The following is a 23,884-nucleotide window of genomic DNA, read 5'->3' on the forward strand; positions in this document are numbered from 1 at the left end:
TCTGAACCATGAGTTTGCTCAACATCGGAATGTCGGGTCTATCCGCTAGCCACGCCTCATTGGTGACTACCGGTAACAACATTTCCAACGTCGATACCGTCGGGTACTCGCGCCAACAAACTGTGCAGGGCACCAAAGGCTCGATTCAGTACGGCAATGTGTTCATCGGCACCGGTACCACGCTGGCCGACGTGCGTCGGGTGTACAACAGCTACCTCGACGCGCAGTTGCAGACCTCGACGTCGCTCAACAGTGATGCGCAGGCTTACCTGGGGCAGGCCACCCAGGTCGACAAGCTGCTGTCCGACAGCGGCACCGGTGTGACCAAATCCTTGCAGGCTTTTTTCTCGTCCTTGCAAACGCTGGCGGGCAACTCCAACGACAATGCCGCGCGCCAAGCGTTGCTGACCAACGCCCAAGGCTTGAGCAGCCGCTTCAATGCCATCTCCGGGCAATTGAAGCAGCAAGGCAGCTACATCAACGATCAGCTGGGTTCGATGGCCGACCAGGTCAACAAGCTGGCGTCGACCGTTGCCGCGTACAACAAGAAAATCAGTGAAGTCAGTGGTTCGGGTGGCACGCCCAACGAATTGCTGGACCAGCGTAACGAAACCATCCGCCAGCTCAATGAGCTGGTGGGCACCCAGGTCACTGAGACCGAAGGGCGCATGGATATTTACCTGGGCAGCGGCCAGCCTTTGGTGGTGGGCGACACCGTCAACAAACTGCGCGTGGCCGCCGACCCGGCCGACCCGACCCGTTCCTCGATCATCATGGATCGCAACGGTTCGTCGATCGACATCACCAACGTGATGAGCGGCGGCGAGATGGGCGGGCTGTTGCGTTATCGCAATGAGGTATTGACCCCGGCGGTCAATGGCCTGGGGCGTATCGCCATGGTCGTCGCCGATCAGGTCAACAAGCAGTTGGGGCAGGGGCTGGACCAGAGCGGTAACTTCGGCGCAGCGTTGTTCAATGACATCAACAGTGCCGCGGCCATCAGTCAGCGCAGCATTGCCAATGCCAAGAACAATCCGGCGTCGGGTAACCTGAACGTCACCATCAAGGACACCGGCAAGCTGGCGGCCAGCGATTACCAGGTGACCTTCACCAGCGCCACCGGCTACAGCGTGCGGCGCCTGTCGGACAATACCGACATGGGCAGTTTCGACCTGGGCACGACACCGCCACCGGTCATCGATGGCTTCAGCCTGAGCCTCAACGCCGGTGCGGTAAACAGCGGCGACAGCTTCAAGATTACCCCGACCCGCAGTTCCGCCGCGGACATGGCCACCGTCATGACCGACGCCAAGCGCCTGGCCACGTCTGCACCGCTGACGTCCACCAAGGCCCAGGGCAATAACGGTACGGGGGATGCCAGCCAGCCGACCCTGAAGACCAACCTGGACATCTACGATTCGGCCCAGCGCCTGGAAGTGCAGAGCGCGGTCAAGGCGTCGATGCCGGTCCGGATGCTGATGACCAGCGCCAGTGCCTATGAGGTGTTCGATGCCAAGGGGGTCAGTATCGGCACCGGCAACATCGTGCCCGGCCAGAACAACGACCTGAACATTTCGGTGCCGTACACCGATGCCAGCGGCGCGGCCAAGACCTTCAGTGTCGGCATGACCGTCAGCGGCAGTCCCAAGGCGGGCGACAGCTTCAATATTGCGATGACCGCCGCAGACAGCACCGACAACCGCAACGCACAGGCGTTGCTGGCCCTGCAGACCAAGGCCACGGTCGGCGCGACTGCGACCAGTCCCGGTGTGAGTTTTACCGAGGCCTATGGTGGCCTGGTGTCCACCGTTGGCTCCTTGACCAAGCAGGGTCAACTCGATGCCACGGCGACCGACACCATCGTCACCGGGGCGCGCAATGCGCGTGACTCGCTGTCGGGCGTCGACCTCGATGAAGAGGCCGGCAACCTGACCAAGTACCAGCAGTACTACACGGCCTCTTCGCAGATCATCAAGACTGCGCAGGAAATTTTCAGCACCCTGATCAATGCTCTTTAAGGAACCGTAGAACATGCGAATTTCTACTGCACAGTACTACGCGACCACTGCTGCCAACTATCAGCGCAACCTCAACAACGTGATGAAGACGGCCGAGCAGGCCAGTAGTGGCGTGAAACTCGAGACCGCGGCAGATGATCCGGTCGGCGCGGCGCGCTTGCTGCAACTCGAGCAGCAGAAAGCCATGTTGGGTCAGTACACCACCAACATCAACGCGTTGAACACGGCCCAGGCGCAGGAAGAGGGCGTGCTGGACAGCATCAACAACGTGCTGCAGAAAGTCAGCGAGTTGGCGATTCGGGCGGGTGGCGGATCGTTGAACGACGATGACCGCAAATCCATTGCCGCCGAGCTCAAGCAGTCCGAAGAGCAATTGCTGAGCCTGATGAACAGCAAGGACGCCAACGGCAAGTACATCTTCTCCGGCGCCAGCAACAACACCCCGCCTTTTTTACGCAATAGTGACGGCACCTACAGCTACCAGGGCGACCAGACCCAGCTGGAACTGAAAATCGGCGACTCGATGTCCCTGGGGCTGAACGATACCGGCTGGGACGTTTTCCAGCAGGCGATCAACGCTGCGCGTAGTTCGACCACCATGACAGCACCCGCCGTCGATGACGGTCGTGTGGCCCTGTCGCCTGGTCTGGTGAGCTCCGGTCCGACCTTCGATGCGAACTTCCGCAGCGGCCAGCCTTATACCCTGTCGTTCGTCAGCAGCACCCAGTACAAGATCACCGATGCATCGGGTAATGACGTGACCGCCGAAGCCGGTGGCGGTGGCAAGTTCGATCCGAATGCCAAGGGCGGTTCCGACGTCGATTTCCGCGGCGTGACCTTCAAGCTGGACATTACGTTCCAGGCCGGCGACACCCCCGCCGACTCCGCCAGCGCCGATGCGGTCATTGCCGGTCACAGCTTCCAGCTGACGGCCAAACCGGACAGTTTCGTCGCTAACCGCGCCCCGAGCAACACGTCGACTGCGATCATTTCCCAGGCCGCAGTGACCAACGCTGCGGATTACAAGAGCTTCTTCCCGGAAGGCGGAGCGGTGCTGAAGTTCACCGGTCCCGGGACGTTCGAGATGTACACCCGTCCGTTGACGGCTGGCAGCACTCCAGTGACCACCGGGACCGTGACCGCTGGCGTAGCGACGGCAGCCGGTGTCAGCTTCACCCTCGGCGGCACGCCGGCGGTTCCAGCGGCAGGTGATCAGTTCGATATTGCGGTCAACACCCACCAGACCCAGAACGTGCTCGACACCATCAGCCAGCTGCGTTCGGCGCTTGACTCACCGACCCAGGGTAATCCGGTCGCACAACGTTTCCTCGAAGACACGCTGGCTTCGTCCATTGCCAACCTGAACAACGCCAAGAACCAGGTGGACCTGGCACGTGGCGCTATCGGTGCACGGGGCAATGTGATGGATATGCAGAATGAGCAGAACACCAGCACCAGCCTGATCAACGAATCGACCGGAAATTCGATCAAGAACACCGATCCGGCGGAGGTGCTGACGCGTCTGACCTTGCAGCAGACCATGCTGCAGGCCGCGCAACTGGCATTCGCCAAGGTCTCCCAGCTGAGCCTGTTCAACAAGCTTTGAACCGGTCCTGACTCCTCGCGGCCAGCCCTCTGCATGGGGGGCTGGCCTTTTTTTTTGATTTTTTTTTAATTCTACGTAGCGGGGTGGGGCGGGGCTGCGGACCACAAAATCAAATAAAGCGTGGATCTCTGAGTGACCCGCCGGTCAAAACGCGCATCTTCACTGTATCCTGTCTGCGGGCGGTTAGGTGGCGGGCTGTTCAAGGTAACTGCTTGAATCCCGACGTCGCTTCTTCTGGGGGCCTGGCCCCGACTGTAGACGCCCTCGATTCAGCGAGCGGCGATGTTCAGCTGTTTATTATTGGGAAGCCATAATGATTGGCATAAAAAATATAGCGAGTTACGTGCCGGTAGCCGGGATTGATAATTACGTCCAGGGTGCCAAGTTCGACAAGGACGAAACCTTTATCCTTGGCAAGATCGGCTCGGCATTTTTGCCACGCATGGCTGCCGATCAGGAAACTTCCGATCTGTGTGTCGAAGCCGCCAATGCGCTGTTTGCCGCCAGTCCCGAACTCAAGCGTGAGTCCATCGACTGTCTGATCGTCGTCACCCAGAACGGGGATGAGGAGGGGTTGCCGCACACCGCCGCGATCGTTCAGGACAAGCTGGGCCTGCCGACCCACGTCGCCGCTTTCGATATTTCCCTGGGCTGTTCCGGCTACGTGTACGGCCTGTATGCGATCAAAGGCTTCATGGAAGCCGCGGGGCTGAAAAACGGCCTGCTGATCACCGCCGATCCGTATTCGAAGATCGTCGACCCGGAAGACCGCAACACCACCATGCTGTTCGGCGATGCCGCAACCGCCACCTGGATGGGTGAAAATGCGGTCTGGCAATTGGGCAAGTCGAAGTTCGGCACCGACGGTTCCGGTGCTCCGCACCTGAAAGTCAGCGACGGTGTGTTCTTCATGAATGGCCGCCAGGTCTTCAACTTTGCCTTGCTCAAAGTCCCGGCGCATTTGCATGAGTTGCTGAGCGAGTCGAATTTGCAGGCCAGCGATATCAACGCTTTCTGCATTCACCAAGGCAGTGCGGCAATTGTCGATGCCGTGGCACGCCGCTTTGAAGAAGGCGAGCCGGAGAAGTTCGTCAAGGACATGCTCGAAACCGGTAACACGGTGTCGTCGAGCATTCCGCTGTTGTTGCAGAACCACGTGTTCGATTCCAAGTGGACTCGCGTGGCCATCAGCGGCTTTGGCGTGGGCCTCTCGTGGGGTTCGGCGATTCTCTATCGCGGTTGACTCATTCGATTGCAATGGCAATAAAAAGCGCCCGGAAATTTAGATTTCCGGGCGTTTTGCGTTTTTATGGCGCCGAATTTATGGCGTTAAAGCCTTGAAAATAAAGGGCTGGCACCCTGCCACTAAAAATTTGCAAAAAACCGCTCAAGCAAAGCCTCTTCACGACGATAACTATTACGTAGGTTCTCTAGGCCAAACCCGACGGATGTCAGGGCCGGAAGCCGAAGTATCCATCCAACGAGGATTTCGTCATGGCTTTAACCGTAAACACCAACCTTGCTTCCTTGACCGTTCAGAACAACCTGAACAAAGCTTCCGGCAACCTGCAGACTTCGATGCAGCGCCTGTCCTCCGGCCTGCGTATCAACAGCGCTAAAGACGACGCTGCTGGCCTGCAAATTTCCAACCGTCTGACCAGCCAGATCAACGGCCTGGGCACCGCCATCAAGAACGCCGGCGACGGTATCTCCATCGCGCAAACGGCTGAAGGCGCGATGCAGGAATCCACCAACATTCTGCAGAAAATGCGTACCCTGGCCCTGGCTTCCGCGAACGGCTCGCCAAGCGCTGAAGACCGTAAGTCGAACAACGCTGAATACTCGGCTCTGACTGCTGAACTGACCCGTATCGCTACCACCACTACCTTCGGTGGTCGTAACCTGCTGGACGGTTCATTCGGTACTACTGCTTTCCAGGTGGGCGCAAACGCCAACCAGACGATCAACATGACTCTGGGCGACGTTTCTGCTAACAAAGTTGGCTCTCAGCAACTGAAAAGCGTAACAAACGCACCTAGCACTGCTGGTGGTCTGACTGGCGGTCCTATCGTTGTTACAGGCGGTGGCCAGACCAGTGGCACTATCACCGTTGCTGCCGGTGATTCGGCCAAAGCTATTGCCGCTCAGTTGAACGGTGCGGTAGGTGGCTTGAGCGCAACTGCCAGCACTGAAGTTTCTTTCAAAGTAACTGCTACACCTGCGGTACCTGCTAACTTTTCCTTGACGGTAGCTGGTGCCAAGGTCAGCTTCGTTGGTGTAACCAGCACTTCCGATCTGGCTGATCAGTTGAAGTCCAACGCTGCAAAACTGGGCGTCAGCGTAAACTACGATGCCACCACTCAAGCCCTTTCCGTGAAGTCCGATACCGGCGAGAACCTTGTATTCGACGGCGGTGATGCCGGTGCAGTAGGCGTACAGGTCGCAACAAAAAACGGTTCTGGTGCTCTTAGTGGTTACACTGCCTTGGCCGCAGCTGGCGCTACAATCATCGCTACCGGCGCAATCTCGCTGAACTCCACCAACAGCTATTCGATGTCGGGTGCTGGCGTTGGCGGCTTGTTCGGTGGTGCGGCAGCTACTTCCGCAAATTCGGCCAAGACAGTTGTCAGCAATACTGACGTGACTACTGCTGCCAATGCACAAAACGCTGTTGATGTGATTACACAAGCGATCACCGCGATCGACTCCCAGCGTGCTGACCTCGGTGCTGTGCAAAACCGTTTCGATAGCACCGTGGCCAACCTGCGCAGCATCTCGGACAACTCCACTGCTGCTCGTGGCGTGATCCAGGACGTTGACTTCGCGGCCGAAACTGCTCAGCTGACCAAGCAGCAAACCCTGCAACAGGCTTCCACCGCGATCCTGTCCCAGGCTAACCAGCTGCCGTCGGCTGTGCTGAAGCTGCTGGGTTGATTCCGGCGCTTGGTAACTGACGGAAGGGCGCGTTTACGCGCCCTTTTGTTATTTTCATGATCAGGAGATCAGGCATGGACATGAGCGTCAAGTTGACCCAGTCCTATCCCGCCGTTGCCCCGCAAGGCGTAACGCCGAATGTCACTGGAAAGTTGGAACAGCCCAAGGCTGAAGCTGTGAAGGCTTCGAACTCCGAGCCCAAGCGTGACGAGCTGGAAAAAGCTGTCACCGACATTCAGGAGTTTGTCCAGGCTGCCCGGCGCAATCTGGATTTTTCCATAGATGATTCCACTGGCCGCGTCGTGGTCAAGGTCATCGCCACCGAAACGGGTCTGGTTATTCGTCAGATACCCTCGGAAGCTGCACTAAAGCTGGCTCAGAGCCTGTCGGACGCCAGTAGTTTGCTGTTTGACGACAAAGTCTGAACTGGCATGAATTTTGTTGCTGTCGCTGTTTAAGACGTTCCTGGTCAAGGAAACGGCGGCAGCTACTGGATAAGGAGAGAGAGGATGGCGGGTACATCGGTTAGCGGTATTGGTTCGAACATCGATACTCAGGCGATTGTGAAGTCTTTGGTGGATTCCGAAAGGGCGCCAAAACAGACGCAGATCAACAATCAGACGCTGAAAGCAACCACCTCGCTGTCGTCGATCGGCAAAATCCAGGCGGCGCTGGATGCCTTCCGTGGTGCGTTGGACAACATGAAAACCGCTTCCAGCTTCAGCGGCCTGAGCGGCACGTCTTCCGACGAAAAAGTCGCCACCGTGACAATAGGTAACGGTGCCGCTGCTGGCAATTTCTCGCTGCTGGTCACTCAGTTGGCAACTGCATCGAAAATTTCCACCAAGGTTTTCACAGACGGCGCGTCTTCGGTCGTCAATTCGGGTTCGGCGCCGTCTACTCTGAGCATCAAGCAAGGCAGCGATACGTTCGACGTCAGCATTCCTGCCGGCGCGACGCTGCAGCAAGTCCGCGATTCGATCAATTCCCAGTACGCGAACCAGGGCTTGAGCGCCAACATCCTTACTGACGCCAATGGTTCTCGGATGGTGCTGACTTCCAATAAAACGGGTGTCGGTTCGGACCTGAGTCTAACGGGCAATTCCGGTCTGGAAACCGGCACCTCGGTTCTCGCGACACCACAGAACGCCAAGTACAAGCTTGATGGCGTGGTGATGGAATCCAAGTCCAATACCATTGCCGACGCAGTGAGTGGCATTACCGTCAAGTTGACGGGCGTTTCTCCGATTCCGTCCGGTGGCGGTGCGGCGACACCAGCCACCATCACGGTGTCTGCCGATACCACGGCGTTGAAGTCGGCAGTCAAGGGTTTTGTTGATACCTACAACGCGCTGATTTCGGCTGCTAATACCGAGACCAAAGTCACGACCAATGCCGACGGTTCGTTGACCACTGGCGCTCTGACAGGCGACGCCTCTCTGCGTTCACTGTTGTCGTCGGTGCGTACCGAGTTGAATGTCATGGGCGGCACCGGCCAAATGAAATCTCTCGCTCAGTTCGGCGTCGAGACCGATCAAAAGACCGGCCTGCTCTCCATTGATGACAAAGTGTTTAATGCGGCGGCGCTCACTAATGCCGCTGATATCAATGGGATCTTTTCGGGCGATACCGGTTTGCTAGCGCGCATGAAGTCTGCGACGGACAGCTTCGCGATGAAAAATACCGGGGTTTTTGCTGCGCGTTCGACAAGCTTGAGCGATAGCTTAAATGACCTGAAAAAGCAGCAAGACACTCTTGATGCGCGAATGGCCAGCCTGCAAACGAGCCTGACTGCCAAGTACACCGCCATGGATTCCCTGGTAGCCCGACTGCGCGCCCAGAGCGACAGCATCATGACCACCCTCAATGCGCTGAACAATCCGAAAGACAGCTGATCCGGATTAGGCATAAAAAACCCAGGCAAGCTGTAATGACAGCGCCTGGGTTTTTTCTTGGGTGAAGTGTCTGCGCTAAAGTTCTGTGCCGATCAGTCGACATAAAGATCAGAGCCTTCCCAATTCCAAGCTGCTGTCTGTCACGAGGTAGAAATATGAACCCCATGAGAGCCCTTCGCCAATACCAGAAGGTCAATTCCCATGCCCAGATCTCTGAAGCCAATCCACATCGCCTGGTACAACTTCTGATGGAAGGCGGGCTGGACCGCATGGCCCAGGCCAAGGGTGCGTTGGAGCGTGGCGACATCGCACTCAAGGGTTTGATGATGGGCAAGGCTGTGGACATCATCATCGGTCTGCGCGATGGCCTGAATCCGGAAAAAACCGATGATCCGGCTTCGCTGCAGCAGCTCGACAATCTGTACGCCTACATGATGACGCGTCTGATGGAAGCCAATCGAGAAAACGACGCGGCCATCATCGACGAAGTAGCAGGTCTGCTTGAAACCCTGAAAAGCGGTTGGGATGCGATTGGAAGCCCACAGGCCTGAGGGCCGAGGATGACGTCATGAGTCAAGCACTGCAACGGATCGAAGAAACACGCGAAGCGCTCATCGATGCGCTGGCCGAACGTAACTGGGATGCGATCGGCGAGCTGGATTCGGCCTGCCGTGAATGCGTGGATGAGGTGCTCGCTGAAGCACCGATCGACGAGGACGCGCTGCGCGCCCACCTGGAGAGCCTGCTGGCGGTGTACAAAGATTTATTGACGGTGACGATGGGCGAGCGTCAGGCAATTGTTGATCAGATGTCGCAGATCAACCAAGCGAAGAGTGCCGCAAAGGTTTACCATCTGTTTGGTTAATTAATATCTGCTTGATCCAGTCAGATTGCGCCATAAATTTGACTGTGAACGGTTTTTTGACTTTACTAGTGGCTGTTTCCAGATTTCAGGCGTCTACAGGCATTAACAGTCTGCAAGCGTCTAGCTTGCCCACTCATTTCGGGCACCGGGTTGACTAGGGAAGTTACGATTGCATGTGGCGTGAAACCAAAATTCTGCTGATCGATGACGATAGCGTCCGCCGCCGCGACCTGGCGGTGATTTTAAATTTTCTCGGCGAAGAAAATTTACCCTGCGGTAGCCATGACTGGCAGCAGGCTGTCGTCTCTTTGTCGTCCAGTCGTGAAGTAATCTGTGTCCTCATCGGGACGGTCAATGCTCCGGGGTCGCTTCAGGGCTTGTTAAAGACACTCGCGACATGGGATGAGTTCCTTCCGATTTTGCTGATGGGCGATAATTCTTCCATCGACCTGCCGGAAGACCAGCGTCGTCGCGTGCTGTCGACCCTCGAAATGCCTCCCAGCTACAGCAAGTTGCTCGATTCGCTGCACCGTGCCCAGGTCTATCGCGAGATGTACGACCAGGCCCGTGAGCGCGGTCGGCATCGCGAACCCAATCTGTTCCGCAGCCTCGTCGGCACCAGCCGGGCGATCCAGCACGTGCGCCAGATGATGCAGCAAGTGGCCGACACCGACGCCAGCGTGCTGATCCTCGGCGAGTCCGGGACCGGCAAGGAAGTGGTCGCGCGCAACCTGCATTACCATTCCAAGCGCCGCGAAGCGCCGTTCGTGCCGGTCAATTGCGGGGCGATTCCGGCCGAGCTGCTGGAAAGCGAATTGTTCGGCCATGAGAAGGGCGCGTTCACCGGGGCGATCACCAGCCGCGCCGGGCGTTTCGAACTGGCCAATGGCGGTACGCTGTTCCTCGACGAAATCGGCGACATGCCGCTGCCGATGCAGGTCAAGCTGCTGCGCGTGTTGCAGGAGCGTACCTTCGAGCGCGTGGGCAGCAACAAGACCCAGAGCGTCGATGTGCGCATCATCGCCGCGACCCACAAGAATCTCGAAAGCATGATCGAGATCGGCACCTTCCGCGAAGATTTGTACTACCGCCTGAACGTGTTCCCGATCGAGATGGCGCCGCTGCGCGAGCGCGTCGAGGACATTCCGCTGCTGATGAACGAGTTGATCTCGCGCATGGAGCACGAGAAGCGCGGTTCGATCCGCTTCAACTCTGCGGCGATCATGTCGCTGTGCCGTCACGGCTGGCCGGGCAACGTCCGCGAGCTGGCCAACCTGGTGGAGCGCATGGCGATCATGCATCCGTACGGGGTGATCGGCGTGGTCGAACTGCCGAAGAAATTTCGCTACGTCGACGATGAAGACGAGCAACTGGTCGACACCCTGCGCAGCGATCTCGAAGAGCGGGTGGCAATCAACGGCCATACCCCGGACTTCACCACCCATGCCATGTTGCCCCCTGAAGGCCTGGACCTGAAGGACTACCTCGGTGGCCTGGAGCAGGGTCTGATTCAGCAAGCACTGGACGATGCCAACGGCATTGTCGCGCGCGCCGCCGAACGCCTGCGCATCCGCCGCACCACGCTGGTGGAAAAAATGCGCAAGTACGGCATGAGCCGTCGTGATGGAGATGAACAGGCGGATGATTGACGCCTGTTTTTCAACTCGTTCATTTTCAAGCAGTTTTTTTTAGGCACGGGTATTGCTATAGCCCTCGCAACGTTCCGTTTAACTGACGGTCAGCCAAGCGAGAGAGCACGATGCCCCAAGCCGCCCCCCTGTCTCCTGTCCCTAGTGCCCTGGGACAATCGTCGTCCGTAGAGCAGGCGAGCCGGCTTGGCCTCGAGCAGGCGTTTGCCCTGTTCAACCAGATGTCCAGCCAGTTGACCAACTCCTACAGCATGCTCGAAGCCCGGGTCACCGAGCTCAAGGGCGAGTTGGCGGTGGTCAGCGCCCAACGCATGCAGGAGCTGGCAGAGAAAGAACGTCTGGCCAATCGCCTGCAACACCTGCTCGACCTCCTGCCCGGCGGCGTCATCGTTATCGACGCCCAGGGCATCGTGCGCGAAGCCAACCCGGCGGCTTGCGAACTGCTCGGTCTGCCCCTCGAAGGCGAGCTGTGGCGGCAGGTGATTGCCCGTTGCTTTGCGCCCCGCGAAGACGACGGTCATGAAGTCTCTCTCAAGGATGGTCGGCGCCTGTCGATTGCCACGCGTTCGCTGGGTGCGGAGCCTGGGCAACTGGTGCTGCTCAACGACCTGACCGAAACCCGCCATCTGCAAGATCAATTGGCGCGCCACGAACGCTTGTCTTCCCTGGGGCGCATGGTCGCGTCGCTGGCGCATCAGATTCGCACGCCGTTATCCGCGGCCTTGCTCTACGCCAGTCACTTGACCGAGCAAACGCTGCCGGTCGACACCCAGCAACGTTTCGCCGGACGACTCAAGGAGCGCCTGCACGAGCTGGAGCATCAGGTGCGCGACATGCTGGTCTTTGCCCGTGGCGAGTTGCCCTTGACCGACCGGGTGACCCCGGCGCAGCTGATGCAATCATTGCAGGCGGCGGCGCTGACCCATGTGCAGGACCTGCCGATTCGCTGGCAATGCGACAGTCATGCCGGTGAATTGCTGTGCAACCGCGACACCCTGGTCGGTGCGATCCTCAACCTGATCGAGAACGCGATTCAGGCCAGTGCCGGTGAGGTGCGCTTGAAGGTGCATCTCTACACCCGTGGCAACAACTTGCGTTTGTGTGTCAGCGATAGCGGCAGCGGTATCGACGGCGCGGTGCTGGCGCGCCTGGGGGAACCCTTTTTTACCACCAAGACCACCGGCACCGGCCTCGGCCTGACCGTGGTCAAGGCAGTCGCCAGGGCTCATCAGGGCGAGTTGCGCTTGCGCTCGCGGATCGGTCGCGGCACCTGTGCGCAGGTGCTCCTGCCGCTTTTTATCAATGAGAAAAGTAACGCCCAGGGAGTGGAGTGAAGGCCATGGCAATCAAGGTTCTGCTGGTCGAGGATGACCGCGCTTTGCGCGAAGCGCTGGCGGACACGCTGTTGCTGGCCGGGCACGATTACAAGGCCGTGGCTTCGGCGCAGGAAGCCCTGGAAGCGGCGGGGGCCGAGGCGTTCAACCTGGTGGTCAGCGACGTCAACATGCCGGGCATGGACGGTCATCAATTGCTCGCGTTGCTGCGGGCGCGACAGCCGCAACTGCCGGTGTTGCTGATGACGGCGCACGGTGCCGTCGAGCGGGCGGTCGATGCGATGCGCCAGGGTGCCGCGGATTACCTGGTCAAACCGTTCGAGCCCAAGGCGCTGCTCGACCTGGTCGCACGCCATGCGCTGGGCAATGTCGGCAGCACCGATCACGAAGGGCCTGTGGCGTTCGAACCGGCCAGTGCGCAGTTGCTGGAACTGGCCGCGCGGGTGGCGCGCAGTGATTCCACGGTGCTGATCTCCGGGGAGTCCGGCACCGGCAAGGAGGTGCTGGCGCGCTACATTCACCAGCACTCCCGGCGCGCCAACCAGCCATTTATTGCGATCAACTGCGCGGCGATTCCCGACAACATGCTGGAGGCCACGCTCTTCGGTCACGAGAAGGGCTCGTTCACCGGCGCCATCGCGGCGCAGGCCGGCAAGTTCGAGCAGGCCGATGGCGGGACTATCCTGCTCGATGAAATTTCCGAAATGCCCCTGGGGTTGCAGGCCAAGTTGCTGCGGGTGCTGCAGGAGCGCGAAGTCGAGCGAGTCGGTGCGCGCAAGCCGATCACCCTGGATATCCGCGTGGTCGCGACCACCAACCGGGATCTGGCCGCTGAGGTGGCGGCGGGGCGGTTCCGTGAAGACCTGTACTATCGCCTGTCCGTATTCCCGCTGGCCTGGCGGCCCTTGCGCGAGCGCACGGCCGATATCCTGCCGCTGGCCGAGCGCCTGCTGGCCAAACACGTCAATAAAATGAAGCATGCGGCGGCGCGATTGTCGCCCGAGGCGCAGGCGTGCCTGATTGGTTATCCGTGGCCGGGCAATGTGCGCGAACTGGATAACGCGATTCAGCGCGCCTTGATCCTGCAGCAGGGTGGAATGATTGAGCCTGAGGATTTCTGTCTCGCCGGGCCGGTCGCTTGCGCGCCGTTACCGGCACTGGCGCCAGCGCGGGCAGTGGAAGTAGAGGCCGAATCTGCCGGGGCGCTGGGCGACGATCTGCGGCGCCGTGAATTCCAGATGATCATCGACACCCTGCGCACCGAGCGCGGCCGCCGCAAAGAGGCCGCCGAGCGCCTGGGCATCAGCCCGCGCACGTTGCGCTACAAGCTGGCGCAGATGCGCGATGCCGGCATGGACGTGGAAGCGTATTTGTTTGCCACCTGAGCGCTGGCCTGCACGGGGCCCTGTAGGAGCAAGCTTGCTCGCGATGGTCGTTAACGATAACGCGGGGTTTCAGGATAAACACGTCGCTCTTGGGTCAATCGCGAGCAATCGAGCTTCTACCGGCTGCTCCTACAGATGCGACACCGGGAAAGCTGGCACCCTTGTTGCTAACACCTCGTTACCCGCTGAGTGAGCGTCAAAAAATTGCGGGCCGCCAGAGAGAGTAGAGCATGAGCCAAGGTATTGAATTCAATCGATTGATGCTGGATATGCGCGCCATGCAAATGGACGCCATGTCTGCGCCGAAATCGACTGCCGCCGTCCCTGAACTGAATGGCAGCAGCTTTTCCGACATGCTCGGTCAGGCCGTCAACAAGGTCAACGACACCCAGCAGGCGTCCACAGCCCTGGCCAATGCCTTCGAGATCGGCAAGAGCGGTGTCGATCTCACGGACGTGATGATTTCCTCGCAGAAGGCCAGCGTGTCTTTCCAAGCTTTGACCCAAGTGCGCAACAAGCTGGTTCAGGCTTACCAAGACATCATGCAGATGCCGGTTTAAGGACGAGATTGAGTCATGGCTGATGCAATCGCTGACAATGTTCCGGCCAAGGCCAATTCCGTAGGCGGCAAGCCGCCGCTGTTCGGGTTGTCCTTCCTGGAAAACCTCTCCGAGATGACCATGCTGCGTCAGGTGGGCCTGATGGTCGGCCTGGCCGCGAGCGTGGCGATTGGCTTTGCCGTGGTGTTGTGGTCCCAGCAGCCGGACTACCGTCCGCTGTACGGCAGCCTTGCCGGCATGGACGCCAAGCAGGTCATGGATACCCTGGCGGCCGCCGATATCGCCTATAACGTCGAACCCAATTCCGGTGCCTTGCTGGTCAAGGCCGAAGACCTGTCCCGCGCGCGTCTCAAGCTCGCGGGCGCGGGTGTCACTCCCAGCGATGGCAACATCGGTTTTGAAATCCTCGACAAGGAACAGGGCCTGGGTACCAGCCAGTTCATGGAAGCGACCCGTTATCGTCGCGGCCTGGAAGGCGAACTGGCGCGCACCATTTCCAGCCTGAACAACGTCAAGGGTGCCCGGGTGCACCTGGCCATCCCGAAAAGCTCGGTGTTCGTGCGTGACGAGCGCAAGCCGAGCGCCTCGGTGCTGGTCGAGCTGTATTCCGGGCGTTCGCTGGAGCCGGGCCAGGTCGTGGCCATCGTCAATCTGGTGGCGACCAGCGTCCCCGAACTCAGCAAGTCGCAGATCACCGTCGTCGACCAGAAAGGCAACCTGCTCTCCGATCAGGCGGAAAACTCCGAGCTGACCATGGCCGGCAAGCAATTCGATTACAGCCGCCGCATGGAGAGCATGCTCACCCAGCGCGTGCACAACATTCTGCAACCGGTGCTGGGCAACGACCGCTACAAGGCCGAAGTCTCGGCCGATGTCGACTTCAGCGCCGTCGAGTCCACCTCCGAGCAGTTCAACCCGGACCAGCCGGCGTTGCGCAGCGAGCAGTCGGTCAACGAACAACGTACCGCCAGCAACGGCCCGCAAGGTGTACCGGGTGCCCTGAGCAACCAGCCACCGTCGCCAGCCTCGGCACCGCAAACCACCGGTGGCGCCACCGCGTCGGCCGGCATGGTGCAGCCCGGCCAGCCATTGCTCGATGCCAACGGCCAGCAGGTCATGGACCCGGCCACCGGCCAGCCCATGCTCGCACCGTATCCGGCGGACAAGCGCCAGCAGTCGACCAAGAACTTCGAACTGGACCGCTCCATCAGCCACACCAGGCAACAGCAGGGCCGATTGAATCGCCTGTCGGTCTCGGTGGTGGTCGATGACCAGGTCAAGATCAACCCGGCCAACGGTGAAATGACCCGTGCGCCGTGGAGTGCCGATGAGTTGGCCCGTTTCACCCGCCTGGTCCAGGATGCGGTCGGTTTCGACGCCAGCCGTGGCGACAGTGTCAGCGTGATCAACATGCCGTTCTCCGCCGAGCGCGGCGAAGTGATTGCCGATATTCCGTTCTACTCCCAGCCGTGGTTCTGGGATGTGGTCAAGCAGCTGTTGGGCGTCCTGTTCATCCTGGTGCTGGTGTTCGGTGTGTTGCGCCCGGTGCTCAACAACATCACCGGTGGTGGCAAGGACAAGCAACTGGCGGGCATCGGCAGCGACGTCGAGCTCGGTGGCATGGGCGGCCTGGACGGCGAACTGGCCAACGATCGTATCAGCCTCGGTGGCCCGACCAGCATCCTGCTGCCAAGCCCGAGCGAAGGCTATGACGCACAGTTGAACGCAATCAAGAGCCTGGTGGCAGAAGACCCGGGTCGTGTCGCCCAGGTCGTGAAAGAGTGGATTAACGCAGATGAGTGATAACCGAGCCATTGCCGCCAAACTGAGCAAGGTCGACAAAGCCGCGATCCTGCTGCTGTCACTGGGCTCGACCGATGCTGCCCAGGTATTGCGCCACATGGGGCCCAAAGAGGTCCAGCGTGTTGGCGTGGCCATGGCGCAGATGGGTAACGTGCACCGCGAGCAGGTCGAGCAGGTGATGAGCGAGTTCGTCGACATCGTCGGCGACCAGACCAGCCTGGGCGTCGGTTCCGATGACTACGTGCGCAAGATGCTCACCCAGGCCCTGGGCGAAGACAAGGCCAACGGCCTGATCGATCGCATCCTGCTGGGCGGCAACACCAGCGGCCTGGACAGCCTGAAGTGGATGGAGCCGCGGGCGGTCGCCGACGTGATCCGTTACGAGCACCCGCAGATCCAGGCGATCGTGGTGGCGTATCTCGACCCGGACCAGGCCGGTGAAGTGCTGGGCAACTTCGACCACAAGGTGCGCCTGGACATCATCCTGCGGGTGTCCTCGCTGAACACCGTGCAGCCGGCCGCCCTCAAGGAACTCAACCAGATTCTCGAGAAGCAGTTCTCCGGCAACTCCAATGCTTCGCGCACCAGCCTGGGCGGGATCAAGCGCGCGGCCGACATCATGAACTTCCTCGACAGCTCGATCGAAGGCCAGCTCATGGACTCGATCCGCGAAGTCGACGAAGACCTGTCCGGTCAGATCGAAGACCTCATGTTCGTGTTCAACAACCTGGCCGATGTCGACGACCGCGGCATCCAGGCGTTGCTGCGTGAAGTGTCCTCCGACGTGCTGGTACTGGCCCTCAAGGGCTCGGACGAAAACGTCAAGGAGAAGATCTTCAAGAACATGTCCAAGCGTGCGGCCGAACTGTTGCGCGACGATCTCGAGGCCAAGGGCCCGGTGCGCGTCAGCGATGTGGAAACCGCGCAGAAAGAAATCCTCACCATCGCCCGTCGCATGGCCGAAGCGGGCGAGATCGTGCTCGGCGGCAAAGGCGCCGAGGAAATGATCTGACCCCATGGCCAAGAACGATGAACAGCCCTCTGACCTGATCAGGGCCCGTGATGTCGGTGGTTTCGAGTCCTGGGCACTGCCCAGCTTCGATCCGCCGGCACCTGAGCCTGAGCCCGAGCCCGAACCCGAGCCGCCGGAAATGGAGGAAGTGCCGCTGGAGGAAGTCCAGCCACTGACCCTTGAGGAGCTCGAGAGCATTCGCCAGGAAGCCTACAACGAAGGTTTTGCGGTGGGCGAAAAAGAAGGGTTCCACAGCACCACGCTCAGGGTTCGCCAGGAAGCCGAAGTGGCGTTGGCGGCCAAGATCGCCAGCCTTGAAAAAATAATGGCGCACCTGTTCGAGCCCATCGCCGAACAGGACACCCAGATTGAAAAGTCCCTGGTCGAGCTGGTGCGGCACATGACCAGACAGGTGATCCAGCGCGAACTGGCCATGGACTCGACGCAGATCGAACACGTCATGCGCGAAGCCCTCAAGCTGTTGCCATTGGGCGTTGAAAACGTGCGGCTGTATATCAATCCGCAGGATTTCGTCCAGGTCAAAGCCTTGCGCGAGCGCCATGAGGAAACCTGGCGCATCGTCGAGGACGAGGCGCTGTTGCCTGGCGGTTGCCGGGTCGAAACCGAGCACAGTCGTATCGATGCTACGGTCGAAACCCGCGTTGCGCAGGTGATGGACAAGCTGTTCGACCAGATGCACGAACAAGCCTTGCACCCGGCCGCTCCAGACCTGAGTCTTGAGTTGCCCGTCGAAAGCAAACCCGTGGCTGCCCCTGATGCGCCTTGAACGCACCAGTTTCGCCAAGCGCCTGGGCAGTTACGCCGAGGCCACGACACTGGCTGGCGCACCGATCCTCGAAGGCCGCCTGCTGCGCATGGTCGGCCTGACCCTCGAAGCCGAGGGCTTGCGCGCCGCCATGGGCAGTCGCTGCATGGTCATCAACGATGACAGCTACCATCCGGTGCAGGTCGAAGCCGAAGTCATGGGTTTTTCCGGCAGCAAGGTCTTCCTGATGCCGGTCGGCAGCGTGGCCGGCATCGCCCCCGGTGCCCGGGTGGTGCCCCTGTCCGACAGCGGTCGCTTGCCGATGGGCATGAGCATGCTCGGGCGCGTGCTCGATGGTGCCGGCCGCGCCCTGGACGGCAAGGGCGGGATGAAGGCCGAGGACTGGGTGCCGATGGACGGCCCGACCATCAACCCGCTCAAGCGCGAGCCGATCAGCGAGCCGCTGGACGTGGGCATTCGTTGCATCAACGGCATGTTGACGGTTGGACGCGGTCAGCGGCTTGGCTTGTTCGCCGGTACCGGCGTCGGTAAATCCGTGCTGCTGGGCATGATGACGCGCTTTACCGAGGCCGACATTATCGTCGTCGGTCTGATCGGTGAGCGGGGTCGAGAAGTTAAAGAATTCATCGAACATATCCTCGGTGAAGAAGGGCTCAAGCGCTCGGTGGTGGTGGCGTCGCCCGCGGACGATGCGCCGCTGATGCGTCTGCGCGCCGCCATGTACTGCACGCGAATCGCCGAGTATTTCCGCGACAAGGGCAAGAATGTTCTGCTGCTGATGGATTCGCTGACGCGTTTCGCCCAGGCCCAGCGGGAAATCGCCCTGGCCATCGGCGAGCCGCCGGCGACCAAGGGTTATCCGCCCTCGGTGTTCGCCAAGTTGCCGAAACTGGTGGAGCGCGCCGGCAATGCCGAGAAGGGCGGTGGCTCGATCACGGCGTTCTATACCGTGCTGTCCGAAGGTGACGACCAGCAGGACCCGATTGCCGACTCGGCGCGGGGCGTACTCGACGGGCACATCGTGCTGTCGCGGCGACTGGCCGAGGAGGGCCATTACCCGGCCATCGATATCGAGGCCTCCATTAGCCGGGTCATGCCGGCCGTGGTGTCGCCGGAACACATGGCCCGGGCGCAGTACTTCAAGCAGTTGTGGTCGCGCTATCAACAGAGCCGCGACCTGATCAGCGTCGGCGCCTACGTCGCCGGCGGTGACCGCGAGACCGACCTGGCGATTTCCCTGCAGCCGCAGCTGGTCAAATACCTGCGCCAGGGCCTCAACGACAGCATCAGCCTGGGCGAAAGCGAAGCGTATCTCGCCTCGATCTTCGCGCCTGCGGCGGGCGGTTAACCGGCCATGGCCCAGAGTCGGGCGGGCCGCCTGGCCCCCGTGGTGGAAATGGCCGAGAAGGCCGAGAAAACCGCGGTCCAGCGTCTGGGGCACTTCCAGGGGCAGGTGCGGCTGGCCGAGAGCAAGCTGGCCGACCTCGAAGCCTTTCGGCTCGACTATCAGGAACAGTGGATCGTGCGCGGCAGTGCCGGCGTGTCCGGGCAATGGCTACTGGGCTACCAGGGCTTTCTCGCGCAATTGGGCACGGCCATCGATCAACAGCGGCAGAGCCTGGCCTGGCACCAGAACAACCTGAACAAGGCGCGGGACACCTGGCAACAGGCGTTCGCCCGGGTCGAAGGCTTGCGCAAGCTGGTTCAGCGCTACCAGGACGAAGCGCGGGCGCTGGAAGACAAGCGCGAGCAGAAGTTGCTGGATGAATTGTCCCAGCGCCTGCCGCGACAGGATGCGTATTGATAGATTGCCCGGGAATGATCGCAGCCCGCGGCAGCTCAGCGCGAACGCGAAACCCCTGTAGGAACTGGCTTGCCAGTGAAGAGGCCCGAGAGACCAGCGCAATACTCAAGACCCCCTTCGCCGGCAAGCCGGGCTCCTACAATGTTGCGTGTAGGCCATGAATCCATGGTTTTCCACGGACCTGTAGGAGCTGGCTTGCCAGCGAAGAGGCCCGAAAGACCAGCGCAAAACTCAAGGCCGCCTTCGCCGGCAAGCCGGGCTCCTACAATGTTGTGTGTTGGCCATGAATCCATGGTTTTCCACGGACCTGTAGGAGCTGGCTTGCCAGCGAAGAGGCCCGAAAAACCAGCGCAATACTCAAGACCGCCTTCGCCGGCAAGCCGGGCTCACAATGTTTTGTGTTAGACATGAGTCCGTGGTTTTCCACGGACCTGTAGGAGCTGGCTTGCCAGCGAAGAGGCCCGAAAAACCAGCGCAATACCCAAGACCGCCTTCGCCGGCAAGCCGGGCTCCTACAATGTTTTGTGTTAGACATGAATCCGTGGATGTCTTCGGACCTGTAGGAGCTGGCTTGCCAGCGAAGAAGCCCGAAAGACCAGCGCAAAACTCAAGGCCGCCTTCGCCGGCAAGCCGGGCTCCTACAATGTTTTGTGTTGGGCATGAATCCGTGGTTGTCTTCGGACCTGTAGGAGCTGGCTTGCCAGCGAAGAGGCCCAAAAGACCAGCGCAATACTCAAGACCGCCTTCGCCGGCAAGCCGGGCTCCTACAATGTTTTGTGTTAGACATGAATCCATGGTTTTCCACGGACCTGTAGGAGCTGGCTTGCCAGCGAAGAGGCCCGAAAGACCAGCGCAAAACTCAAGACCGCCTTCGCCGGCAAGCCGGGCTCCTACAATGTTTTGTGTTAGACATGAATCCGTGGTTTCCCACGGACCTGTAGGAGCTGGCTTGCCAGCGAAGAGGCCCGAAAGACCAGCGCAATACTCAAGACCGCCTTCGCCGGCAAGTCGGGCTCCTACAATGTTTTGTGTTAGACATGAATCCATGGTTTTCCACGGACCTGTAGGAGCTGGCTTGCCAGCGAAGAGGCCCGAAAAACCAGCGCAATACCCAAGACCGCCTTCGCCGGCAAGCCGGGCTCCTACAATGTTTTGTGTTGGGCATGAATCCGTGGTTGTCTTCGGACCTGTAGGAGCTGGCTTGCCAGCGAAGAGGCCCGAAAGACCAGCGCAATACTCAAGACCGCCTTCGCCGGCAAGCCGGGCTCCTACAATGTTTTGTGTTGGGCATGAATCCGTGGTTGTCTTCGGACCTGTAGGAGCTGGCTTGCCAGCGAAGAGGCCCGAAAGACCAGCGCAATACTCAAGACCGCCTTCGCCGGCAAGCCGGGCTCCTACAATGTTTTGTGTTGGGCATGAATCCGTGGTTGTCTTCGGACCTGTAGGAGCTGGCTTGCCAGCGAAGAGGCCCGAAAGACCAGCGCAAAACTCAACACCGCCTTCGCCGGCAAGCCGGGCTCCTACAATGTTGTGTGTTGGCCATGAATCCATGGTTTTCCACGGACCTGTAGGAGCTGGCTTGCCAGCGAAGAGGCCCGAGAGACCAGCGCAATACCCAAGACCGCCTTCGCCGGCAAGCCGGGCTCCTACAATGTTTTGTGTTGGGCATGAATCCGTGGTTGTCTTCGGACCTGACCTGCCGAAGGCTGCGATCTTTTGATCTTGATCCCCAACCTTGCCCCAACCTCTACCCAATGCTAAACCTTGTACAAGAAGGTTTACCAATGACAAGGAAGCCATGATATGTCAGTCGTTACAGAAATCTCCCCGGACGGGAAAAAGCTGACGATATCGATCAAGGGACGATTCGATTTCGCCAAGCATCAGGAATTTCGAAAATCCTACGAACAGCAGATCCTCTCAAAGGTCGTGGTCGATCTGAAAGAAGCCACCTACCTCGACAGCTCCGCCCTGGGCATGCTGCTGCTGTTGCGTGACCATGCCGGTGGCGACGATTCCGACATTCGCGTGGTCAACAGCAGTTCCGACGTGAGGAAAATCCTCGCCATTTCCAACTTCGACAAGCTGTTCGACATCAGTTGACCACCGTGCAGGTGGTACTCGAACCGCTGACGATCCTGATCGCCGAGGACAGCGCGGCCGACCGCATGCTGTTGTCGAGCATCGTCCGCCGCCAGGGGCATCAAGTGCTGACGGCCGCCAACGGCGCCGAAGCGGTTGACGTGTTTCGCCAGCAACGCCCGCAACTGGTGTTGATGGACGCGATGATGCCGGTGATGGATGGCTTCGAGGCGGCTGCGCACATCAAGGAACTGGCCGGGGAAACCCTGGTGCCCATCATCTTCCTCACCTCGCTGTCGGAAAGCCAGGCGTTGGCCCGCTGCCTGGAGGTGGGCGGTGACGATTTTCTGGCAAAACCCTACAACCAGGTGATCCTCGCCGCCAAGATCAAGGCGATGGACCGCTTGCGGCGTCTGCAGGCCACTGTCTTGCAGCAGCGCGACCAGATCGCCAGGCACCACGAATATCTGCTTAACGAGCAGCGGGTGGCCAAGGCGGTATTCGACAAGGTGGCCCATTCCGGCTGCCTGAATGCCGCCAATATCCGCTACCTGCAATCGCCCTATGCATTGTTCAACGGCGACCTGCTGTTGGCCGCGTTCACCCCGGCAGGGGACATGCATGTCTTGCTCGGCGATTTCACCGGCCATGGCCTGCCTGCTGCCGTTGGCGCCATGCCCCTGGCCGAAGTCTTCTACGGCATGACCACCAAGGGTTACGGCCTCGCCGAAACCCTGCGCGAGATGAAGGCCAAGCTCAAGCGCATCCTGCCGGTGGACATGTTCTGTTGCGCGACGATGCTGTGCCTGGGTTTCCAGAGCCGCTCGCTGGAGGTCTGGAACGGCGGCATGCCGGACGGCTACCTGCACAGCATTGCCAGCGGGGCGCGTACGCCACTGACGGCGCGGCATTTGCCGCTGGGTGTACTGAGCCCGCAAACCTTCGATGATCGGACCGAAGTGTTCCCGATGGCCATGGGTGACCGGGTGTTCCTGATGTCCGACGGGGTGATCGACACCTGCGATGCCGATGATCAGCTGTTTGGTGAGCAGCGTTTGCTGCAGGTATTTGCCGCCAATCGTCAGCCCGACACCTTGTTCGAGGACATCGAGCAGGCGCTTCGGGACTTTCAAGGGATAACGCGCGACGATGTCAGCATGGTCGAGGTCATCCTGGCGCCACCCGTGCATGCGAGTCCGCCGGTGCCGGTCTATTCCGACAGCGGCCAGTCCTGTCCCCTGGACTGGTCGGCCAGTTTCGAATTTCGCGCCGCGACCCTCAAACGCTTCAACCCGTTGCCCTATCTGTTGCAATTGCTCCAGGAAGTGCACGGCCTGCGGGCGCAGAGCGGGGCGCTGTACAGTGTGCTGGCGGAGCTGTACTCCAATGCCCTGGAACATGGGGTGCTGGGCCTGGACTCCAGCCTCAAGCGCGATGTGTCGGGTTTTACCCGCTATTATCAACAACGCAATGCACGCCTGGACGAGCTGCAGGATGGTTATGTGCGGGTGCATTTGCAAGTTACGCCAAAGGGCGAGGGTGGTTGCCTGGCGATTCGCGTCGAGGACAGCGGCAAGGGCTTCGATGTCGGGCGGGTGCTGGAGCGCCCGGTCGATCCTGTCCGTCTGTCCGGGCGCGGCATCAGCCTGATCCGTCAGTTGGGTCAAAATGCATGCTGGTCCGACGACGGTCGCAGTGCCCGCGTGGAGTTTTACTGGAAGGCTCTGGCATAATCCGAAGATTCTTGATCAAGGAGCGAACAAGTGACTGACGAACATCTGGACCTGGACGCGCTGAGCGCGTTGCGCGAGGTCATGGAGGACGAGTATCCGAAATTGCTGGATACCTTTCTCACCGATTCCGAAGAGCGCCTTGGATTGTTGCGCAAGGCGCAGCAGGGCGCGCAACTGATAGAAGAGGCTCACAGCTTCAAAGGCAGCAGCCTCAATATGGGGGCCGTCAGGCTCGCCGAGCTGTGTGGCCAGCTTGAAAAGAGCGCCAACAGCCTGTCTTCCCTGGATATCAGTGAACTGATCGCCAAAATCGATGGTGAGTTCGCCTTTGTGCGACCTCTTTACCAGGCTGAGCGGCAGCGGTCCCTGGCGGAAAACTGAGGCCCAGGACGCTTTTCGTCGGCATCGAGCGAAACT

The 23,884-nt window shown here is 60.0% G+C and carries 20 protein-coding genes; all 20 read left to right on the plus strand.

Annotated features, from left to right (window positions below):
- Positions 1-8 precede the first annotated feature (8 nt).
- The 20 genes from flgK to NPS56_RS12320 all read left to right on the plus strand — a co-directional run bounded on the left by flgK (position 9) and on the right by NPS56_RS12320 (position 23,848).
- On the plus strand, positions 9-2,018 hold the full coding sequence (flgK, locus tag NPS56_RS12225) for a flagellar hook-associated protein FlgK (protein ID WP_274074836.1): 2,010 nt from the start codon (positions 9-11) through the stop codon (positions 2,016-2,018).
- Between the two features lie 13 nt (positions 2,019-2,031).
- On the plus strand, positions 2,032-3,624 hold the full coding sequence (locus tag NPS56_RS12230; protein ID WP_274074837.1) for a flagellar hook-associated protein 3: 1,593 nt from the start codon (positions 2,032-2,034) through the stop codon (positions 3,622-3,624).
- 313 nt (positions 3,625-3,937) lie between these two features.
- Positions 3,938-4,867 carry a ketoacyl-ACP synthase III gene (locus tag NPS56_RS12235; RefSeq protein ID WP_274074838.1) on the plus strand — a complete coding sequence of 310 codons (930 nt, stop codon included), beginning with the start codon at positions 3,938-3,940 and terminating at the stop codon, positions 4,865-4,867.
- Positions 4,868-5,118: 251 nt separating this feature from the next.
- The gene (locus NPS56_RS12240) at positions 5,119-6,558 is read left to right on the plus strand and encodes a flagellin (RefSeq protein WP_274074839.1); all 1,440 of its coding nucleotides are present in this window, start codon (positions 5,119-5,121) and stop codon (positions 6,556-6,558) included.
- Positions 6,559-6,632: 74 nt separating this feature from the next.
- Entirely contained in the window at positions 6,633-6,983 is a 351-nt protein-coding gene (locus tag NPS56_RS12245) for a flagellar protein FlaG (RefSeq protein WP_274074840.1), read from the plus strand.
- Positions 6,984-7,067: 84 nt separating this feature from the next.
- Complete coding sequence (fliD, locus tag NPS56_RS12250; protein WP_274074841.1) at positions 7,068-8,453, plus strand: flagellar filament capping protein FliD; 1,386 nt, start codon at positions 7,068-7,070, stop codon at positions 8,451-8,453.
- Positions 8,454-8,608: 155 nt separating this feature from the next.
- Positions 8,609-9,004, plus strand: coding sequence for a flagellar export chaperone FliS (fliS, locus tag NPS56_RS12255; protein WP_274074842.1), 396 nt, complete (start codon positions 8,609-8,611; stop codon positions 9,002-9,004).
- Between the two features lie 17 nt (positions 9,005-9,021).
- A complete protein-coding gene (gene fliT / locus NPS56_RS12260; RefSeq protein WP_274074843.1) occupies positions 9,022-9,318 on the plus strand; it encodes a flagellar protein FliT in 297 nt (98 codons plus the stop codon).
- A gap of 173 nt (positions 9,319-9,491) precedes the next feature.
- Positions 9,492-10,967, plus strand: a complete 1,476-nt coding sequence (locus NPS56_RS12265; RefSeq protein WP_077184077.1) for a sigma-54 dependent transcriptional regulator — start codon at positions 9,492-9,494, stop codon at positions 10,965-10,967.
- Between the two features lie 110 nt (positions 10,968-11,077).
- On the plus strand, positions 11,078-12,301 hold the full coding sequence (locus NPS56_RS12270; protein WP_274074844.1) for a sensor histidine kinase: 1,224 nt from the start codon (positions 11,078-11,080) through the stop codon (positions 12,299-12,301).
- A 5-nt stretch (positions 12,302-12,306) separates the two neighbouring features.
- Positions 12,307-13,686, plus strand: coding sequence for a sigma-54-dependent transcriptional regulator (locus NPS56_RS12275; RefSeq protein ID WP_274074845.1), 1,380 nt, complete (start codon positions 12,307-12,309; stop codon positions 13,684-13,686).
- A 230-nt stretch (positions 13,687-13,916) separates the two neighbouring features.
- On the plus strand, positions 13,917-14,246 hold the full coding sequence (fliE, locus tag NPS56_RS12280; RefSeq protein WP_077184074.1) for a flagellar hook-basal body complex protein FliE: 330 nt from the start codon (positions 13,917-13,919) through the stop codon (positions 14,244-14,246).
- Between the two features lie 15 nt (positions 14,247-14,261).
- Positions 14,262-16,049, plus strand: coding sequence for a flagellar basal-body MS-ring/collar protein FliF (gene fliF, locus NPS56_RS12285; RefSeq protein ID WP_274074846.1), 1,788 nt, complete (start codon positions 14,262-14,264; stop codon positions 16,047-16,049).
- Positions 16,042-17,061, plus strand: a complete 1,020-nt coding sequence (fliG, locus tag NPS56_RS12290) for a flagellar motor switch protein FliG (protein WP_274074847.1) — start codon at positions 16,042-16,044, stop codon at positions 17,059-17,061. Before fliF ends, fliG begins: the two co-directional genes overlap by 8 nt.
- Positions 17,062-17,065: 4 nt before the next feature.
- Positions 17,066-17,848 (plus strand): flagellar assembly protein FliH, encoded by a 783-nt coding sequence (gene fliH / locus NPS56_RS12295; RefSeq protein WP_274074848.1) that lies wholly within the window; start codon positions 17,066-17,068, stop codon positions 17,846-17,848.
- Entirely contained in the window at positions 17,838-19,196 is a 1,359-nt protein-coding gene (fliI, locus tag NPS56_RS12300) for a flagellar protein export ATPase FliI (protein ID WP_046816899.1), read from the plus strand. The genes fliH and fliI overlap by 11 nt, the downstream gene beginning before the upstream one ends.
- Before the next feature lie 6 nt (positions 19,197-19,202).
- Positions 19,203-19,652 (plus strand): flagellar export protein FliJ, encoded by a 450-nt coding sequence (gene fliJ, locus NPS56_RS12305; protein WP_274074849.1) that lies wholly within the window; start codon positions 19,203-19,205, stop codon positions 19,650-19,652.
- Between the two features lie 1,803 nt (positions 19,653-21,455).
- The gene (locus NPS56_RS12310; protein WP_274074850.1) at positions 21,456-21,755 is read left to right on the plus strand and encodes an STAS domain-containing protein; all 300 of its coding nucleotides are present in this window, start codon (positions 21,456-21,458) and stop codon (positions 21,753-21,755) included.
- Positions 21,756-21,760: 5 nt separating this feature from the next.
- Positions 21,761-23,467 carry an ATP-binding SpoIIE family protein phosphatase gene (locus NPS56_RS12315; RefSeq protein WP_274074988.1) on the plus strand — a complete coding sequence of 569 codons (1,707 nt, stop codon included), beginning with the start codon at positions 21,761-21,763 and terminating at the stop codon, positions 23,465-23,467.
- 30 nt (positions 23,468-23,497) lie between these two features.
- A complete protein-coding gene (locus tag NPS56_RS12320; protein ID WP_274074851.1) occupies positions 23,498-23,848 on the plus strand; it encodes an Hpt domain-containing protein in 351 nt (116 codons plus the stop codon).
- Positions 23,849-23,884: the final 36 nt, after the last annotated feature.

The sequence above is a fragment of the Pseudomonas putida genome (genome assembly GCF_028682635.1).
Taxonomy (GTDB): Bacteria; Pseudomonadota; Gammaproteobacteria; order Pseudomonadales; family Pseudomonadaceae; genus Aquipseudomonas; species Aquipseudomonas putida_AE.

Coding starts and splice junctions, on each gene's coding strand:
- NPS56_RS12245 (WP_274074840.1), top strand. CDS start 6,633: ATGGACATGAGCGTCAAGTTGACCCAGTCCTATCCCGCCGTTGCCCCG.
- NPS56_RS12230 (WP_274074837.1), top strand. CDS start 2,032: ATGCGAATTTCTACTGCACAGTACTACGCGACCACTGCTGCCAACTAT.
- fliG (WP_274074847.1), top strand. CDS start 16,042: ATGAGTGATAACCGAGCCATTGCCGCCAAACTGAGCAAGGTCGACAAA.
- fliI (WP_046816899.1), top strand. CDS start 17,838: ATGCGCCTTGAACGCACCAGTTTCGCCAAGCGCCTGGGCAGTTACGCC.
- NPS56_RS12240 (WP_274074839.1), top strand. CDS start 5,119: ATGGCTTTAACCGTAAACACCAACCTTGCTTCCTTGACCGTTCAGAAC.
- fliJ (WP_274074849.1), top strand. CDS start 19,203: ATGGCCCAGAGTCGGGCGGGCCGCCTGGCCCCCGTGGTGGAAATGGCC.
- fliE (WP_077184074.1), top strand. CDS start 13,917: ATGAGCCAAGGTATTGAATTCAATCGATTGATGCTGGATATGCGCGCC.
- NPS56_RS12310 (WP_274074850.1), top strand. CDS start 21,456: ATGTCAGTCGTTACAGAAATCTCCCCGGACGGGAAAAAGCTGACGATA.
- fliT (WP_274074843.1), top strand. CDS start 9,022: ATGAGTCAAGCACTGCAACGGATCGAAGAAACACGCGAAGCGCTCATC.
- NPS56_RS12275 (WP_274074845.1), top strand. CDS start 12,307: ATGGCAATCAAGGTTCTGCTGGTCGAGGATGACCGCGCTTTGCGCGAA.
- NPS56_RS12235 (WP_274074838.1), top strand. CDS start 3,938: ATGATTGGCATAAAAAATATAGCGAGTTACGTGCCGGTAGCCGGGATT.
- NPS56_RS12265 (WP_077184077.1), top strand. CDS start 9,492: ATGTGGCGTGAAACCAAAATTCTGCTGATCGATGACGATAGCGTCCGC.
- flgK (WP_274074836.1), top strand. CDS start 9: ATGAGTTTGCTCAACATCGGAATGTCGGGTCTATCCGCTAGCCACGCC.
- fliF (WP_274074846.1), top strand. CDS start 14,262: ATGGCTGATGCAATCGCTGACAATGTTCCGGCCAAGGCCAATTCCGTA.
- fliD (WP_274074841.1), top strand. CDS start 7,068: ATGGCGGGTACATCGGTTAGCGGTATTGGTTCGAACATCGATACTCAG.
- NPS56_RS12270 (WP_274074844.1), top strand. CDS start 11,078: ATGCCCCAAGCCGCCCCCCTGTCTCCTGTCCCTAGTGCCCTGGGACAA.
- fliH (WP_274074848.1), top strand. CDS start 17,066: ATGGCCAAGAACGATGAACAGCCCTCTGACCTGATCAGGGCCCGTGAT.
- fliS (WP_274074842.1), top strand. CDS start 8,609: ATGAACCCCATGAGAGCCCTTCGCCAATACCAGAAGGTCAATTCCCAT.